The organism is Rhodococcus erythropolis NBRC 15567 (assembly GCF_001552595.1).
Taxonomy (GTDB): Bacteria; Actinomycetota; Actinomycetes; order Mycobacteriales; family Mycobacteriaceae; genus Rhodococcus_F; species Rhodococcus_F erythropolis.
In genome coordinates, this window is record NZ_BCRM01000044.1 from 1 (window position 1) to 16,503 (window position 16,503).

General features: G+C 64.1%; 17 protein-coding genes and 1 riboswitch. Of the genes, 6 read left to right on the plus strand and 11 right to left on the minus strand.

Annotation, left to right across the window (positions count from 1 at the left end; genetic code table 11):
* From RE4_RS29755 to thiO, 4 genes are all read right to left on the minus strand, one after another.
* A partial coding sequence (locus RE4_RS29755; protein WP_155716999.1) for an ATP-binding cassette domain-containing protein occupies window positions 1-294 on the minus strand: 294 nt, incomplete at its 3' end.
* Between the two features lie 129 nt (window positions 295-423).
* Window positions 424-1,176: a thiazole synthase gene (locus RE4_RS29760; RefSeq protein ID WP_007726857.1), complete on the minus strand. Its 753-nt coding sequence runs from the start codon at window positions 1,174-1,176 to the stop codon at window positions 424-426.
* Window positions 1,169-1,384, minus strand: coding sequence for a sulfur carrier protein ThiS (thiS, locus tag RE4_RS29765; RefSeq protein ID WP_003944402.1), 216 nt, complete (start codon window positions 1,382-1,384; stop codon window positions 1,169-1,171). Before thiS ends, RE4_RS29760 begins: the two co-directional genes overlap by 8 nt.
* A complete protein-coding gene (thiO, locus tag RE4_RS29770; RefSeq protein ID WP_060939860.1) occupies window positions 1,381-2,460 on the minus strand; it encodes a glycine oxidase ThiO in 1,080 nt (359 codons plus the stop codon). Before thiO ends, thiS begins: the two co-directional genes overlap by 4 nt.
* Window positions 2,460-2,606, minus strand: a riboswitch (TPP riboswitch). Its footprint overlaps the gene before it by 1 nt.
* A 26-nt stretch (window positions 2,607-2,632) precedes the next feature.
* Here thiO and thiE point away from each other — a divergent pair.
* Window positions 2,633-3,328 carry a thiamine phosphate synthase gene (thiE, locus tag RE4_RS29775; RefSeq protein WP_060939861.1) on the plus strand — a complete coding sequence of 232 codons (696 nt, stop codon included), beginning with the start codon at window positions 2,633-2,635 and terminating at the stop codon, window positions 3,326-3,328.
* Between the two features lie 248 nt (window positions 3,329-3,576).
* Complete coding sequence (locus tag RE4_RS31735; RefSeq protein WP_003944354.1) at window positions 3,577-3,708, plus strand: hypothetical protein; 132 nt, start codon at window positions 3,577-3,579, stop codon at window positions 3,706-3,708.
* Between the two features lie 79 nt (window positions 3,709-3,787).
* On the opposite strand, the gene RE4_RS29780 is transcribed toward RE4_RS31735, so the two are convergent.
* A complete protein-coding gene (locus RE4_RS29780; protein ID WP_060939862.1) occupies window positions 3,788-4,447 on the minus strand; it encodes an NUDIX hydrolase in 660 nt (219 codons plus the stop codon).
* A 158-nt stretch (window positions 4,448-4,605) separates the two neighbouring features.
* On the opposite strand from RE4_RS29780, the gene RE4_RS29785 reads away from it, so the two are divergent.
* From RE4_RS29785 to RE4_RS29795, 3 genes are read left to right on the plus strand one after another with little or no spacing between them, the layout of a single operon-like run.
* Complete coding sequence (locus tag RE4_RS29785) at window positions 4,606-5,967, plus strand: GlnX family signal transduction membrane protein (RefSeq protein WP_020968848.1); 1,362 nt, start codon at window positions 4,606-4,608, stop codon at window positions 5,965-5,967.
* 14 nt (window positions 5,968-5,981) lie between these two features.
* On the plus strand, window positions 5,982-6,968 hold the full coding sequence (locus RE4_RS29790) for a glutamate ABC transporter substrate-binding protein (RefSeq protein WP_060939870.1): 987 nt from the start codon (window positions 5,982-5,984) through the stop codon (window positions 6,966-6,968).
* A gap of 7 nt (window positions 6,969-6,975) precedes the next feature.
* Window positions 6,976-9,333, plus strand: a complete 2,358-nt coding sequence (locus RE4_RS29795; protein ID WP_060939863.1) for a serine/threonine-protein kinase — start codon at window positions 6,976-6,978, stop codon at window positions 9,331-9,333.
* Between the two features lie 15 nt (window positions 9,334-9,348).
* Here the strand turns inward: RE4_RS29795 and RE4_RS29800 are convergent, their stop codons facing one another.
* From RE4_RS29800 to RE4_RS29825, 6 genes are all read right to left on the minus strand, one after another.
* Complete coding sequence (locus tag RE4_RS29800) at window positions 9,349-10,548, minus strand: acetate kinase (protein ID WP_020968845.1); 1,200 nt, start codon at window positions 10,546-10,548, stop codon at window positions 9,349-9,351.
* Between the two features lie 2 nt (window positions 10,549-10,550).
* Window positions 10,551-12,629 carry a phosphate acetyltransferase gene (pta, locus tag RE4_RS29805; RefSeq protein ID WP_003944313.1) on the minus strand — a complete coding sequence of 693 codons (2,079 nt, stop codon included), beginning with the start codon at window positions 12,627-12,629 and terminating at the stop codon, window positions 10,551-10,553.
* Window positions 12,630-12,775: 146 nt separating this feature from the next.
* Complete coding sequence (fgd, locus tag RE4_RS29810) at window positions 12,776-13,789, minus strand: glucose-6-phosphate dehydrogenase (coenzyme-F420) (protein ID WP_003944371.1); 1,014 nt, start codon at window positions 13,787-13,789, stop codon at window positions 12,776-12,778.
* A gap of 108 nt (window positions 13,790-13,897) precedes the next feature.
* Window positions 13,898-14,245, minus strand: a complete 348-nt coding sequence (locus tag RE4_RS29815) for a YidH family protein (RefSeq protein WP_019749510.1) — start codon at window positions 14,243-14,245, stop codon at window positions 13,898-13,900.
* Window positions 14,242-14,715, minus strand: a complete 474-nt coding sequence (locus tag RE4_RS29820; RefSeq protein WP_019749509.1) for an RDD family protein — start codon at window positions 14,713-14,715, stop codon at window positions 14,242-14,244. The genes RE4_RS29815 and RE4_RS29820 overlap by 4 nt, the downstream gene beginning before the upstream one ends.
* Window positions 14,715-15,422 carry a hypothetical protein gene (locus RE4_RS29825; RefSeq protein WP_060939864.1) on the minus strand — a complete coding sequence of 236 codons (708 nt, stop codon included), beginning with the start codon at window positions 15,420-15,422 and terminating at the stop codon, window positions 14,715-14,717. Before RE4_RS29825 ends, RE4_RS29820 begins: the two co-directional genes overlap by 1 nt.
* A 115-nt stretch (window positions 15,423-15,537) precedes the next feature.
* Here RE4_RS29825 and RE4_RS29830 point away from each other — a divergent pair, with 115 nt between their 5' ends.
* Window positions 15,538-16,479, plus strand: coding sequence for an alpha/beta hydrolase (locus RE4_RS29830; RefSeq protein WP_029538606.1), 942 nt, complete (start codon window positions 15,538-15,540; stop codon window positions 16,477-16,479).
* Window positions 16,480-16,503 lie beyond the last annotated feature (24 nt).

Consider the following 16,503-nt stretch of genomic DNA (forward strand, 5'->3'; position numbering starts at 1 on the left):
GGCCATCCACTGCAGATGCGCCCGCGCACTGCGATTGGGATGCACCCACTTCGCATCCAACAACGCGCCCACCGTCCGCAACGGCGTCTTCAACTCCCGGTACGGCTTGCCGTCGATCAACGCCGCACCCGACGTCGGCTGATCCAAACCCAGGATCATCCGCATCGTCGTCGACTTACCCGCACCGTTGGGGCCCAGAAAGCCCGTCACGATGCCCGGCTTGACCGTGAACGACAAATCGTCCACCGCTTTCGTCGGTCCGTAAACCTTGGTCAATCCCCTCAGTTCAATCATGAGGAGAACTCTGCCCTACCGGCAATGACCAGCACATCGGCCACAGGTCTAGTTCCGAGTGGTACTCAGGTAGGACATGAGTCCGGGCAATTCGGGCAGAACCCCGAGAAATCACCCGGATCTCGTCCCTCAGGACGACGCTTGAGCCCAGAATCGCTTGGGGATCCGGCCGGCGTGCCGCGCCTCGAAACCTGCCACGACAGCGTGACGCATCGCCGACGCCATCAGCGCGGGATTCTTGGCCCGCGTCACCGCTGTCGCAAGTAGGACGGCGTCGCAGCCCAACTCCATGGCAAGGGTGGCGTCGCTGGCCGTTCCGATCCCGGCGTCGAGGATGACGGGTACGCCGGCGCGCTCGACGATCATCTCGATGTTGTGCGGATTCGCGATACCAAGCCCGGTGCCGATGGGTGAACCGAGCGGCATGACCGCAGCGCAACCAACCTCTTCGAGGCGAAGCGCCAGCACCGGATCGTCCGTCGTGTACGGCAGAACGGTGAATCCGTCGTCCACCAATTGTTCTGCGGCGGAGACGAGTTCGATTGCGTCGGGCAGCAGTGTCCGCTCGTCGGCGATGACTTCGAGTTTAACCCAGTTCGTCTCGAGCGCTTCGCGTGCCAACTGCGCCGTCAGCACTGCTTCGGCGGCGCCCCGACACCCGGCGGTGTTCGGCAACGGTTCGATTCCGAGGCGACGAAGCAGGTCCAGAACGCCGGTGCCGCCGGCCGCGTCGACTCGCCGCATCGCGACGGTGGTCAGTTCGGTGCCGGAGGCGACGAGCGCTTCCTCGAGCACCGCAAGGTTGGCGGCGCCGCCTGTTCCGGTGATGAGCCGGGAACCGAAGCTGCGGCCAGCGATAGTGAGAAGGTCCTGCTCAGCCACCCTGCACCGCCGTGAGGATCTCGATTTCCCAACCACGTCCGACGGATTCGTCCCAACGCCCGCGAGGAAAGAGCGCACCGTCGACGGCGACGGCGATACCCTTGCTCGGCAACTCGAGGTGCGTCAGTAGCTCGGTCACCGTGACTGCTCGATCGAACTCGAGATCTTCGCCGTTGACGGTGATCCCGATCGGGACCTGCTCACTCATGAATTTTCCTTAACTACTGCGAACCGCTCGGGTTCGGTTCCTTTTACCTCGACCAAAGATGTGCCGTTCAGCAACGCGACCGTCGCATCGGCGGTGACGGGCGTCAGCAGGACACCGTTGCGTCCGTGTCCGGTGGAGACGACAACACGATCGGACACGCGCCCGATCAACGGCAGGTTGTCCGGCGTCATGGGACGCAGGCCTGCCGCGCATTCGTACAGTTCGTATTCGCCGATCGCCGGCATCAGCGCCTCGGCGTCGTTGATCAGGTCCCGTACTCCGGCCATCGTCACCTGCGTGTCCTCACCGGACTCGTATTGTGTTGCGCCGACGACGATTCCGTCACCGCGCGGGACGAGGTAGGCGGGCCGCCCGTGGACGCTTCCGCGGATGGTGCGGCTGGGCGCCGGGGTGACTCCAGGCCTACTCCGCAGGCGAAGGATTTCGCCCTTGACCGGGCGTACCGGTAACCCGGGCCACAGCTTGGGTGACGCGATACCGGCGGTGAGCACGATCTGATCGGTGTCGAGTTCGGCGAGGTCGTTGACGGCACGCGCGATCAATTCGACGCCGGATTCCGCACAGGCCTTCTGCAACGCCTCCAGCAGAAGTCTGTTGTCGACGGCGGACTCACCGACAGCCATCAGTCCCGACCGGATGCCCCGGCCGAGCATCGGTTCGAGTTCGCGGATGCGGGCGCGACCGAGAACTTCGAGTTCATGGCCCTGCGCGGTCACCCACTCGGCGATGGTCTGCAGGTCCTGCGCGTCGGCCGCATCGAGTGCAACCGTCAGCGAACTGTCCGCGGTGAAGACCGATGGCCCGAACTTTCCGAGCTCCTCACCGAACGTCGGCCACCGTGCCAGGGACGCTGCACCAACCGTCAACGCTGTCTCTTCACCCGGCCAGCCTTCGGAAAGCGGGGCGAGCATTCCGCCCGCCACCCACGAAGCACCTGATCCAATGGACGGGTCGTACAACCGAACGGACCACCCGTCGCGGGCTGCTCGCCACGCAATGGCGAGACCGATGACACCGCCGCCGACAACCGACACCGTACGAGCGTGTGTACTCACGAAACTCCACCTCCACTTCCTGCGCCGGCATGATCCGGGTCAGGTCTGACGGTCGGGATCTGGTCGCGATCCCCTCTCAGCCCCACGAACCTCGCAGTCACGACAAAAAGTGACGGCGACGTTTCAGGACTCCCGTGTCGAACCTTGCTCCCTAGAGGCTACCGTTTGCTCCGTGCACCCCACACATCCCAGTAACGTCATCGACCGGCGCGAGCGCCTGGCAGCAGCACGGCTGTACCTGTGCACCGACGCGCGCCGCGAGAAAGGCGACCTCGCGCAGTTCGCCGAGGCAGCATTGTCCGGCGGAGTCGACATCATCCAATTGCGTGACAAGGGCTCTGCCGGTGAGCGCGAGTTCGGCCCGCTCGAGGCCAAGGACGAACTGGTAGCACTGGGCATTCTCGCGGCCGCAGCGCGACGCCACGGCGCATTGTTGGCCGTGAACGATCGCGCGGATCTCGCGATGGCTTCCGGTGCCGACATCCTCCACCTCGGGCAGAACGACATTCCCGTCCCCTACGCACGAACCGTTGTCGGTGAAGACGTCGTCATCGGGCGTTCGACGAGTAGTCGCGCGCAGGCGAGTCTGGCCGCAATCGAAGAGGGCGTCGACTACTTCTGCACCGGGCCGGTCTGGGCGACACCGACCAAACCGAATCGAAGTGCGTCCGGTCTGGAACTGGTTCGATCGACCGCCGACGCCGCACCGCCGCGCCCCTGGTTCGCAATCGGCGGCATCGACGAGGAACGCCTGCCGGAGCTGCTCGATGCCGGTGCCACGCGCATCGTCGTCGTGCGTGCAATCACGCAGGCGTCGGATCCGCAGGCGGCTGCGCAGCGCCTCGCCGCGGCCGTCACTGGACGCTGAAAACCGGTAACTGGCGACCGTCAACTGTTTGCCGGGCGATTTCCACACAGTTACGGGTCAGCACGCCTGACTCGAAACATGAACGGAAGTTGTCCGATCAGACAACAAACCCCCAGTTCCTAGGTGCGATTGGATGTCCGAAAAGTCGGATTACGTGATCTTGATCACAGTTGTTTCGATTGCGTGTCACATCCCATTCGGTTTGTTGTAGTTTACCTCCAGTTACTAACTGAACCTAGGAGCACTAAATGGGATCCCTCGACACCGGCTCGCTCAGCACCGAATCGCTCGAAGACCTGAACCTCGGCAAGATCAGCGAGCTGCTCAAGCTCGGTATCACCGCGGTCAGCTTCATCACGGCGCTGAACTCGCTCAGCTGAGCCTCGTTTCGGTCGGGAGACCGAAACACAGAAGGGCCGGACTCCTGAGGAGTCCGGCCCTTCTGCTGTATATGCCCTGTTAAGACTGCGTACTCGACGCCTCGGACAGGTTCTGGTCACTGCCTGACTGCTCACTGCCTTGGTGGGAACTGCCTTGGTGGGAACTGTCTTGGTGGGAACTGCCTTGGTGCGAGCTGACCGACAACCATCCGAAGCCACCGTCTTCGAGTACGACGGTGTGTGGGTCGCCGGCCTGTAGGTCTTCGGTCTCGGCTGGTACAGGCGCAGTCCGGAGCTCGGGCCACGAGGAACCGAATCCCGGATGCAATGGCAGCGAATCGACGTCGGCTTCACGCACCCACCGCAACTCGGTGCTCTCACCGTTGGCAACCGTCGACAGTGGATGCGCCGCATCAGCCACGACGGTGGTGTAGGTCCACCCGCTGTCCGCGTGCATCGTCACTACCTCACCGCGGACGCGAACGGCGTCTTCGGCGATTCCGGCTTCTTCGTGTGCCTCCCGGACAGCGGCGTGCGTCGTGCTTTCGTGTGAGTCCCGTGCTCCACCGGGCAATGCCCAGGTACCACCTTGATGGCTCCACGCCGCACGATGCTGCAGCAAGACCAGGGGCGATCCGTCCGAATCGGGGGCGCGAAGAAGCAGTCCAGCGGCTCCGTGTTTACCCCAATGCCGAGTACCGTCCGGTCCGATCGACCAACCGTCACCGTCACCACGCATCGACTACCTCGCTCCGCCTGCTCTCGCCGTTGTCCCACACTAACCGTTTCAAACTGCTCCAGGTGTAGGTGATGCTTATATGCTCGCGAAGATGCCCTGAATCATTTCTCGGCGGCATCATTTCTCGGTAGCCCGCCTACAGCGAAGTGAGGTGCTCGATGGTCGACCGTGTCGTCCCGTCCATCGAACCCCGGTCGCTGCCGCCCGCCGAGGGCACTTCGGTATCGGCGGAGGACGAGCGAGCACTTCTGCGGCGCGAACTCCAGGCATTCATGTCCTCGACGCCTGGCCGGTTGACCGTCGTCGGAGTGATCTTGATTGCGATCACCTTGATCGCCGGACTCCTCGCCACCGCAGCGATCGAGAACCGACAGGCGAACCTCGACCTCCTCCTCGTCGAAACCGAACCTCTCGCCAACTCGGCCCAGAACCTCTACAGCGCGTTGTCTTTGGCAGACGCCGCCGCGGCCACCGCCTTCATCTCCGGCGGCCTCGAACCCGCCGAAGTACGCGACCGATACACGCAGTCGATCGGTGAGGCGTCGGCGGAGATCGTCCAGGCGTCGGCCGGTCTCGACTCGACTGATCTTGCCGGGCACAGCGCGTTGACCACCATCTCGACCGACCTCTCCGTCTACACGGGGCTGGTCGAAACTGCACGGGCGAACAATCGCGTCGGAAACCCGGTCGGGGCAGCATATTTGAGCGAGGCCTCGCAGTTGATGCAGACCTCGCTGCTGCCGATGGCTCAGCAACTGCACGCCTCGCAGGAGACCCTGGTCTCGCAGGTACAGCGCGATTTCGAGACTCCACCGTGGTGGCCGATCGTGGCATTCGTCCTCGTGTTGTGCGCGCTGGTGGCAACACAGGTGTACTTCTCCCGCAAGAGTCGCCGACGCTTCAATCTCGGGTTGATCCTTGCCTCGCTCGCCGTCGCGGCTGCGCTGCTGTGGCTGCTCACCGTCGGACTGGTGTCCGCACTTGCCACCGGACGCGCACTCGACGCGGGCGCCGAGCCACTGCACGAACTGACCGAGGCCCGGATCATGGCACAGCAGGCACGTACCGTCGAAACCCTCACGTTGGCGAGACGGGATTCAACTGCCGAGGACAACGTGACGTTCACTCGCAAGGTCGACGCCCTGCGCGACATCCTCGAGGGCCTACGCAGCGACGAACGCGCCCGAGTGAACAACGAGGTGCTGACCGCCGCACTGGATTCGCGCGAGCAATGGGTGGCTGCGCACACGCGCATGTACGACCGTCTCGGGACCGGCGACTTCACGTCCGCTGCCGCCATCACCATCGGCTCCGGAGAACAGGATTCGGCCGCGGAATACGGAAAGCTCGATCACGAACTCTGGCAAGGAATCGTGGATTCGCGCACAAATCTTCGGTCCGACGTCTCGTACGCCTCACGTGTGTTGGCTGCCTCTGCACCGGGCATGACTGTATTGGCAGTTCTCGGAGTTGCCGGAATCTTCATCGGGTTCTGGCCCCGACTGCGGGAGTATCAGTGACGGGAGTACCGGAGATGCGGAGGAAGCTCCCGGCCGTGTGCGTCGCGGTTCTGGCAGCGTCCGTGCTGGCGCTCGCCGGTTGCGGTGCAGATCGAGCCGAAGACCTGAACAACGCGGCCGCCACGTCGTACACGGAACCGCCGCTGCCGGCCGAGGCCACCATCGCGCCCAGTCCGACACCGACGACCACCGCGTCGTGCACCAACCTCACTGCGAGCCTGCGCCCCACACCCGCAGACGCATCTCCGCGGCCACCCACGCCGAGCCTCGACGCCATCCGCGCCCGCGGGCGGCTGATCGTGGGCCTGGACACCGGTTCCAACCTCATGAGCTTTCGCGATCCGGCGACCGGACGCCTCGAAGGCTTCGACGTGGACATCGCCCGCGAGATCGCCCGCGATCTGCTCGGCGACCCGGAGAAGATCGAGTACCGAATCCTGACCTCGGACGATCGGATCGCCGCACTCCAGGAATCCATGGTCGACGTGGTCGTCAAAACCATGACCATCACGTGCGAGCGGCGCGAGAAGGTCGACTTCTCGACGCAGTACTTCTCCGCCGAGCAACGAATTCAGGTCCTGCAGGGTTCACCGGTACGCGGCATCGCCGATCTCGCAGGCAAGCGAGTCTGCGCTGCCCGGGGAACGACGTCGGCCACGCGAATCCAGGAGCTCCAACCCGAAGCCACCGTCGTGACCGTCCCGATGTGGTCCGACTGCCTCGTCGTCCTCCAACAGGGGCAGGTGGACGCGATCAGCACCGACGACACGATCCTCGCGGGCCTCGCCTCGCAAGACCCGTATCTCATGATGGTCGGTGGTTCGTTGGGCGTCGAACCCTACGGAATCGGAGTGAACAAGGACAACCCCGACTTGGTCCGATTCGTCAACGGAACCCTCGAGCGAATCCGGGGTGACGGGACCTGGAACCGTATCTACGACCGTTGGCTCAGCGTCCTCGGTCCGTCACCCGGTCCCCCGCCGGCCGTCTACCGGGATTGAGGCTGACATGACCGAAGAATCCGGCCCCGAGCCCGACGCCACGCAAGCCTCCGTACGCCCCGAGCCTGACTCCACGCAGGCGGTTCACCGCGAGCCTGACTCCACGCAAGCCTCCGTACGCCCCGAACCCGAAGCCACCGGCGCCTACGAGCGCCTCGAACCGACCTCGGCCCAGATACGAGGAACTACGCCGTCCGCATCCTCCTCCCCTACCGGCCGCTCCACTCGATCCCGCCGCAGCCGGTCGGGACGAAAGCTGCGCCTCGGCGGCGGCCTGGTCGAAGTTCCCCCCGTCCCGCAGATCGACCCCGCATCTGCGGTGATGAGTGACCCGACGGTCCCCGAGCGCAAACGGTTCTGTTGGAAATGCAACGAACCTGTCGGCCGTAAGAGCGCAAGCACCAAGGCAACTCAGCACGGCACCTGCCCCAAGTGCGGTTCCACTTTCGACTTCCGCCCACTCCTCGAAGAGGGCGAATTGGTATCCGGACAGTACGAGGTTCAAGGGCCCATCGCGCACGGCGGCCTGGGATGGATCTACCTCGCGATCGATCGCAATGTCAGCGACAGGTGGGTAGTTCTCAAGGGACTCTTGCATTTCGGTGATTCCGAAGCGCAAGCCGTTGCGGTGGCCGAGCGTCAGTTCCTCGCCGAGGTCGCCAACCCGAGCATCGTCAAGATCTTCAACTTCGTGGAGCATCCGCGCCCGGACGGGACACCCATGGGGTACATCGTCATGGAATACGTGGGCGGGCGATCATTGCGCGAGGTGCTGGCCGAATTCCCGGACGGCAAGCACATGCCGATCGAGCAGGCAATCGGCTACGTACTGGAAATCCTTCCGGCGCTGAGCTATCTGCATTCCACCGGCCTGGCGTACAACGACCTCAAACCCGAGAACGTGATGGTCACCGAGGACCAGCTGAAGCTGATCGACCTCGGCGCCGTATCCGGAATCGAAGACTACGGATACCTGTACGGCACTGCCGGCTATCAAGCGCCGGAGATCATCGAGACCGGCCCGACCATCGCCTCCGACATCTTCACCGTCGGAAGAACACTCGCGGTTCTCACCCTCGACATGCCCTCGAAGCACGGACGGTACCTCGACGGCCTTCCCGAACCCGAGGACGAGCCACTGCTGCGGGACAACGAGTTCTTCCACCGCCTGCTGCTGCGCGCCACCGACCCGGATCCGAAGAAGCGTTTCCAGTCGGCCGAGGAGATCGCGGGCCAACTCACCGGCGTTCTGCGAGAAATCCTCGCGGAGCAGACCGGGCAGGAGAATCCCGGGCTCTCGCTCGTGTTCAGCAGGCAGCGAACGTCTTTCGGCACCGATGAATTGGTCGGGCAAACCGATGTGTACGTCGACGGTATCAGCCACGACGCTGCTCTCGATCCGCGCGAAGTTGCGCACGCACTTCCCATCCCGTTGGTCGACCCCACCGATCCCAGCGCGCCGTTGCTGGCGGCAGCGGTGCACAGCGAACCGTCTCAGACTCTCGATGCGTTGAAACACGCCCGCGAGAACGGAATCGACCGAACGTCAGGCACACCGGCGGCCGCCATCTCCGGCGAGGTCCGACTGGCCGAGGCCAAGGCTCATCTCGATCTCGGCGATCCGGAGACCGCGCTGAGTGTTCTGGACGAACTCCAGCAGAGCATCGGTGATCACTGGAAGATCGAGTGGTATCGAGGGCTTGCAGCGTTGCAACTGGACCGATTCGAGCCCGCCTTCAGTCATTTCGAGACCGTCCTGACGGCTCTGCCGGGCGAGGCTGCACCCAAACTCGCGTTGGCGGCGACAGCAGAACTGATCCTCCAGCATTGGGAGAGCGACGACCCGGACCAATGGTGCCGCTTCTCGGAGAAGTACTACCGCACCGTCTGGCGGACCGAACGGAACTACGTCAGCGCAGCATTCGGGCTCGCCAGACAACTCGCCGATCACGGCAACAAGAAGGCAGCCATCGCCGCCCTCGACGAAGTTCCCACGTCTTCCCGGCACTACAACGTCGCACGGATGTCGAGCGCTCTGACGATGCTGTCCGGCGTTCCGATCGCCGAACTCGACGAATCGACTCTGAGGGAAGCCGCCCGTCGCGTTCGCGCGCTACCGGCCGAGGAGAGCCGAAGTCTGCAGATGCGAACCCTGGTGTTGGGTACGGCACTCGATTGGATTCGCTACGGAAACCGCTCGCACACCGAACTCGAACCCATCCTCGACCTGCCATTCACCGAGCAGGGTCTGCGCACCGGAGCCGAAGCCTGCCTTCGCGCCCTCGCCCGCGCCACGACCTCCCGCACGCACCGCTACGCCCTCGTGGACCGGGCGAACGCGGTGCGTCCGCGCAGCAATTTCTGACGCGCTCCCCGAGATTTACAGCGCGGCCACCAACGCCTTCGCCGCGCGGGCGATCGCCAACTCCTCGTTGGTGGGGACCACCAGCACCTCGACGGCCGACGTGGATGCGGAGATACGACGCTCGTCGCGGCTCTTCGCCTCGTTGAGAGCCGGGTCGACCTCGATTCCGAGACGGGAGAGGCCAGCCAGGCTGTCGCGTCGTACGTCGATGTTGTTCTCGCCGACACCGCCGGTGAAGGTGATGACGTCGACGCCACCGAGTTGAACGATGAAGGCGCCGATGTACTTACGGAGCATGTGTACGTAGACGTCGTAGGCAAGTTGTGCGTCTTCGTCGCCGCCCTCGATCAGTGCGAGCAGGGCACGGAAATCGTTGACTCCCGACAGTCCCTTCAAACCGGAACGACGGTTGAGGAGGTCGTCGATCTCGTCGACCTTCATTCCCGAGTTGCGATTGAGGTGCAAGATGATGCCTGGGTCGATGTCGCCGCTGCGGGTGCCCATGACAAGACCCTCGAGCGGGGTGAGGCCCATCGTGGTGTCGATAGCCTTGCCGCCCTTGATTGCCGAGGCCGAAGCGCCGTTTCCGAGGTGCAGAACAATCTGATTCAGCTCGGCCGGATCCTTGCCGAGGAAGTCCGCGACTCGTCCCGACACGTATTCGTGTGAGGTCCCGTGGAAGCCGTATCGACGAATCTGGTTGGCCTTGGCCACATCCCGATCGATCGCGTAGGTCGACGCTGCGGCGGGCAGCGTGTGAAAGAAGGCAGTGTCGAACACTGCTACGTGCGGAACGTCTGGCAGTTCTTCGCGCGCCACCTCGATACCGATCACGTTGGCCGGATTGTGCAGCGGCGCAAGGTTCGACAAATCCGCGATGGCTTTCACGACGCCGTCGTCGATGAGCGTCGGCGAGTAGAAGATGTCACCACCGTGCACGACTCGGTGACCGACGGCGATGATTCCTGCCTCGCTCAGCGGCCGTCCGACCTCGGCGACGATGTCGAGCACCATCTTCAGTCCCGCACGGTGATCGGCGATGGGGAGGCTGCGGTCTTCGACTCCGGTGCGGTGGTTGTAGACGATGTGGCCGTCGGGTTCACCGATGCGCTCGATGAGGCCGTGCGCTACCGATTCCGCTGTATCCGGATGCACGAGTTGAAATTTGATCGATGACGAGCCGGAATTGATGACCAGTACGGTGCCGTCGCTCACGCTTACGCTCCCTGTGCCTGTATTGCCGTGATAGCCACGGTGTTGACGATGTCCTGGACCAACGCTCCACGCGAGAGATCGTTGACCGGCTTGTTCAGTCCCTGCAGAACCGGGCCGACGGCGATAGCGCCGGCGCTACGCTGCACTGCCTTGTAGGTGTTGTTGCCGGTGTTCAAGTCCGGGAACACGAACACCGTGGCCTTGCCCGCCACCAGAGAATCCGGCATCTTCTTGTCAGCGACACTCTGCTCGACGGCCGCGTCGTACTGAATGGGCCCTTCCACCAACAGGTCCGGTCGGCGCTCGCGCACCAAAGCGGTCGCGGTGCGAACCTTGTCGACGTCGGCTCCACTGCCCGAATCGCCGGTGGAGTACGAGAGCATCGCAATGCGCGGATCGATACCGAACTGCGACGCCGTCTGAGCGGACGAGATCGCGATGTCCGCCAACTGCTCCGACGTCGGGTCCGGAACCACGGCGCAGTCACCGTAGGAGAGAACGCGGTCGGCCAGGCACATCAGGAAGATGCTCGAAACCGTCGAAACTCCGGGAGCCGTCTTGATGATCTCGAACGAGGGCCGGATCGTGTGAGCGGTGGTGTGGGCGGCACCGGAGACCATGCCGTCGGCAATACCCAAGTGCACCATCATCGTTCCGAAGTACGAGATGTCGGCGATCACCTCGCGTGCCCGCTCGATAGTCATGCCCTTGTGCGCCCGCAGCGCGGTGTACTCCTGTGCGAAGCGCTCGGTGTACTCGGACTGTGCAGGTGCGAGTACCTGCGCGCCGCTGATGTCCACGCCGAGTTCCGCTGCGCGTCGACGCACACTGGGTTCGTCGCCGAGGATCGTCAGGTCGGCAACCTGGCGCTGCAGCAGCCGGCCGGCCGCGCGCAGGATCCGGTCGTCGTCACCCTCCGGGAGGACGATGTGCTTGCGATCGCGTCGAGCGCGATCGATCAGCTTGTACTCGAACATCTGTGGGGTCACGACCGACGGAATCGGCAGTGCCAGTCGGTCCATCAGGACGTCGGCGTCGACGCGCTGTTCCATCAAGCTCAGCGCAGTGTCGACCTTTCGCTGCGAACCGACTGCCACGCGTCCGCGGGTTTGGGCTGCAGCGCTTGCGGTGTCGAAAGTGCCGAGGGTTGTCGTGAGGATCGGAAGACGCTGTTTGAGGCCGGCCATCAACGCCGCGATGGCCGGGTGCGGTGTGATCCCGCCATTCATGATGATGCCCGCGAGCGACGGAAATCCCTCCGCCTCATGCGCATTGAGCAACGCGAGCAGCACGTCCGAGCGGTCACCCGGCGCGATGACGACCATGCCCTCGACCAGACGCTCGAGGATGTGCTCGGCGGTCATGCCTCCCACCATCACCTTCAGTGCCTCGCGGTGCAGCAGTTCCGGGTCACCCGAGTACAACTCGCCGCCGGTGGCTTCCATCAACTCGGCCATCGTGGGTGAGACGAGCAACGGAATCTCCGGCAGGCTCCACGTCGGAACTCCGATGTCGGACAGGGCTGCGGTGACCTCGTCGAGCTTGTCTGGATCGCAGCGATTGGCGACGACCGCGAGCAGGTGAGCGTGGTTGGCGGCCAACTCGGCGGCGCACAGGTGCGCGAGCTGAGCAACCTCCTCGACGCTGCGCCGAGCGCCTCGAACCGCCAACAGGACCGGCGCTCCCAGGTTCACGGCGATGCGGGCGTTGAAGCTCAGTTCGCTGGGGCTTGCGACGTCGGTGTAATCACTTCCGATGATCACGACGGCGTCGCACTGCTCGGCCACGGTGTGGTACTTCGCCACGATGTCGGCCAGTGCAGCTTCGGGATCGGCGTGAACCTGCTCGTAGGTGACGCCGAGTGCGTCGGCGTAGGAGAGATCGGCAGTGGTGTGCTCTAGCAGCAGTTCGAGGATGTAGTCGGTTTCCTCGGTCGAGCGGGCGATCGGGCGGAAGACACCGACCCGGGCGACGGTCGCGCACAGCATCTGCAGTACGCCAAGCGCGATGGTGGATTTTCCGGTGTCACCTTCAGGGGAGGCGACGTAGACACTCGACACGGCAGCGGGCGCTTCTGGCATGCCCAACAGCCTAGTGTGGGCCGCCGCCCACCTTGCCACTGATCGTGGTCACGCTCACGGTGCAGCCGACAACCGGCCGCTACGAGGAAGACGAACGGTGCCTGCCACACGTCGAGTGGCAGACACCGTTCAGTTGATCTCGAGGATCAGCCCAGAGCACGCAGGCGGGGCGCGAGGTCACGCTCGAACAGTTCGAGGAAGCGGCGCTGATCGTGGCCCGGTGCGTGGAACACCAGGTGATTGAGACCGGCGTCGACGTAGGCCTTGACCTGCTCGACGGCGTCGTCGGGATCGGAAGCGACGATCCAGCGCTTGGCCACCTGCTCGATGGGCAGAGCGTCGGCAGCTGCTTCCATTTCGATCGGATCCTCGATGCTGTGCTTCTGCTCCGGCGTCAGGGACAGCGGCGCCCAGAAGCGCGTGTTCTCGAGTGCAGCCTCCGGGTCGGTGTCGTAGCTGATCTTGATCTCGATCATCTTGTCGATGTCGGCGACGTCGCGCTCGGCCTTGGCCGCGCCCTCGGCAACCGCCGGAAGCAACTTCTCGGTGTAGAGCTCCATGCCCTTGCCGGAGGTGCAGATGAAGCCGTCACCGGCACGTCCCGCGTACCGGGCGACAACGGGTCCACCGGCCGCGATGTACACGGGAATCCCACCCTCGGGGACGTCGTAGATCGACGCGCCACGAGTGGTGAAGTACTCGCCTTCGAAGTCGACACGATCGCCCAGCCACAGCTCACGCATCAGCCGCACCGACTCACGCAGGCGCGCGAAGCGTTCCTTGAACTCGGGCCACTCACCCTGGAAGCCGGTGGCGATCTCGTTGAGAGCCTCACCGCTGCCGACGCCGAGCATGATGCGCCCCGGGTAGAGACATCCCATCGTCGCGAACGCCTGAGCGATGACCGCCGGGTTGTAGCGGAACGTCGGCGTCATCACGGACGTGCCGATCTGCACGCGCTCGGTGCGCTCACCGACGGCCGTCATCCAGGCGAGCGAGAACGGCGCGTGTCCACCGTTGTGGCGCCACGGCTGGAAATGATCGCTCACCGCAACGGAATCCATGCCGTGCTGCTCTGCCAGAACTGCCAGCTCTACCAGTTCGCGAGGGCCGAATTGCTCAGCCGATGCCTTGTATCCGAGCTTGAGTTCCTGCGCCACCGTGCACTCCCTTGTCGTCTGTTTCGTTTACTTCTCTGACGTGCTTCTCGTTCTTTGCAGACTATCCAGACACCGCTCGGACTTCTCTGCGTATCTCAGCGAGGTATCTCAGCGAGCGAGGCTGGTAACCACCGTTGCCACACCGGCCGCGACGGCAACCCCGGCCAATGCCAGTGCGAACAGCCACAGCGCATGCGGTTCCGGCATCGCCGCTCCGTCCTCGAGCGCCTTCTTCACCTGTAGCCAGCGTCGCATACCGACGAGGGCGGCTGCTGCCGAGAGTGCGATCAACGTCAGACCGAGCGCCGTGCGAACCCACCCTGTACTCCACTCGGGGACCAACTGGACGACGGCAATGCCGCCCGCCAGCAGGGCAAGCGAGCTACGCATCCACGCGAGGAAGGTGCGCTCGCTGGCAAGGGTGAATCGCTCGTCCGGGCGGTTCGGTTCACTCATGCGTGCTCGCCTCCGTGGGGTGCCACCAGATCCGGGTCCTGACGCCAGTCGTAGACGACCTCGGTGCGCAGAACGATGTCCTGCAACGATCGTCGCCGTCGATCGACCGCCGACCACAGCAATCCGAAGGCGAAGAGCACACAGAGCACCGCACGGATGAAGGCGAGCGGCCAACGGACCAACCGGTGACCCGACGTGATCACCCGCAACCCCATCACGAGGGAGCCGACAGTTCGGCCGGTGGTCGCCCAGCAGGCAGTCAGGTAGGCCACCGAGACGCCGAGAAATGCCGTCGTGGACAGGAAGATCCCCGGTTCCGAGAACGTGAAACTCTGCGGCGAGAAGAGCAATCGAACAAAGGCCAAGGCCACGTACACGGAACCCATCAGGATCAGCACGACGCCCAGGTCGATCAGTCCGGCGAGGCCGCGGGTGACGATTCCGGCCGGGCCGGAATTCTCCTGGGCCACTAGCGTTCACCTGCGTTCGTGTCCGGATGCGGCTCGTGTGAGGGTGGTGCGTTGTCGCGGCCGAACAATCGTCCGACGAACCCGGCGACAGCGTCGTCCGCCTGCATCCCCTGCACGCGCGCCCCGTGCACGGCTTCGGTGGAGAGTGAACCGGTCGATTCACGAATCATCTGTGGGAGGTCGACACCCTCGATGACCTGGTCGGCGATCTTGAGGAGGTCGACGCGGTCGATCTGGCGCTCGAGGTCGACGCTGTCGACGATGCCGTCGAGGTCGAGGCGATCGATCACTGCTTTGACGTCGAGTCGGCTTGCGATCGCATCGACGTCGACGCGATCGATGATCGGTTCGAGCGAGACCCGTTCGGCAATCTTGTCCACGTCGATGTTCTCGGCGATCTTGTCGATGTCCACGTGGTCCACGACGATCTTCGTGATGTCGACTTCGGCAAGAGCAGCGTCGACGACAGCTTTGATCACCGTTCTCAACGTGTAATCGGCAAATTCCGCTGTCGAGCGAATCGCTTCCGTGCCGCGGGTGGCGACCTGGGTGATCGCGTCGTCGAGTGCGTCACCGACAACGGGGATCCGCTGCACCGAATCAATGGCGAGACCAGCGGTTCTGCGCGCCGCACCAGCCGTGATCGCGGCCAGCCCGAAGGCCAGCCGAATCACGTCGGATTCGGGGTGATGCGACTGCGATCCCACGCAATTGTCTCCATCTTCTTACCGGACTGTTATCCGGACATTCGTCACTCTCCTTCGCATTGTGCCACTGTTGGTAGGCACAAATACGCTGTCCGGCTTGCGCCAGGGGGAAATAATGAAGGCACGTCGATTCACGGTCCGATTGACGATGGCGGTGGCCATGGCTGCCGGCTTTCTCGGCCTCAGCGCGCCGACCGCGAGCGCGGATTCAGTGGTCAGCCGCATCGATGTCTACTCCCCCTCCATGGACCGCTGGATCGCCAACGACGTGATTTCCCCGGCCGGCGGTGGCCCCGCCCCGACCTTCTACCTGTTGACCGGCGTCGGCGGCGGTGAGGACGGGATCTCTTGGTTCAACAACACCGGAGTTCGTGACTTCTTCGACGACAAGCACGTCAACGTGGTCATGCCGGTCGGCGGCAAGTTCAGCATGTACACCGACTGGAACGCCGACGATCCGGTGCTCGGCCGCAACAAATGGCAGACGTACCTCACCAAGGAACTACCGGCGGCGGTCAACGCTCGGTACAACACGACCGGTGTCAACGCACTCGGCGGTGTGTCGATGGCCGGTGGACCGGTTCTGGACCTCGCGATCCAGTCGCCGGGTACCTACCGCGCCGTCGGCTCGTACAGCGGCTGCCCGCGCGCCGGCGACCCGCTCGGCCAGGCTGCGGTGCGCTCGATGGTCGAGATACTCGGCGGAGGTAACGCGGCCAACATGTGGGGGCCGTGGGGTAGCCCGCAGTGGGCTGCTCACGACCCGCTGATCAATGCCGAGAAACTGCGCGGCACAGCGCTGTTCATCTCCACCGGCAACGGCCTTCCCGGTCCGGTGGACGGAATCAACTCATTGGCGATGGCTGCCGGCGTCGTTCCCGGCGCTGTGCTCGAAGGCATCACCAACATGTGCACCGCTGCCCTGCAGGGGCGATTCGGTCAGCTCGGCATTCCCGCGACGTTCAGCTTCCGACCCGAAGGCACCCACACCTGGGGGCTCTTCGAAGCCGACATGCGCGCGTCGTGGCCGATGATCGCGGGCGCTATCGGGGCGTGAGCCTCACGGCCCTCCTTACAAGCC

Bases quoted from the DNA above. Each gene is read 5' to 3' on its own strand.
- thiS (WP_003944402.1), bottom strand. From the start codon at position 1,384: ATGAGTGAGCAGGTCCCGATCGGGATCACCGTCAACGGCGAAGATCTC.
- RE4_RS31735 (WP_003944354.1), top strand. From the start codon at position 3,577: ATGGGATCCCTCGACACCGGCTCGCTCAGCACCGAATCGCTCGAAGAC.
- RE4_RS29780 (WP_060939862.1), bottom strand. From the start codon at position 4,447: ATGCGTGGTGACGGTGACGGTTGGTCGATCGGACCGGACGGTACTCGG.
- RE4_RS29785 (WP_020968848.1), top strand. From the start codon at position 4,606: ATGGTCGACCGTGTCGTCCCGTCCATCGAACCCCGGTCGCTGCCGCCC.
- RE4_RS29790 (WP_060939870.1), top strand. From the start codon at position 5,982: ATGCGGAGGAAGCTCCCGGCCGTGTGCGTCGCGGTTCTGGCAGCGTCC.
- RE4_RS29795 (WP_060939863.1), top strand. From the start codon at position 6,976: ATGACCGAAGAATCCGGCCCCGAGCCCGACGCCACGCAAGCCTCCGTA.
- pta (WP_003944313.1), bottom strand. From the start codon at position 12,629: ATGCCAGAAGCGCCCGCTGCCGTGTCGAGTGTCTACGTCGCCTCCCCT.
- RE4_RS29815 (WP_019749510.1), bottom strand. From the start codon at position 14,245: ATGAGTGAACCGAACCGCCCGGACGAGCGATTCACCCTTGCCAGCGAG.
- RE4_RS29830 (WP_029538606.1), top strand. From the start codon at position 15,538: ATGAAGGCACGTCGATTCACGGTCCGATTGACGATGGCGGTGGCCATG.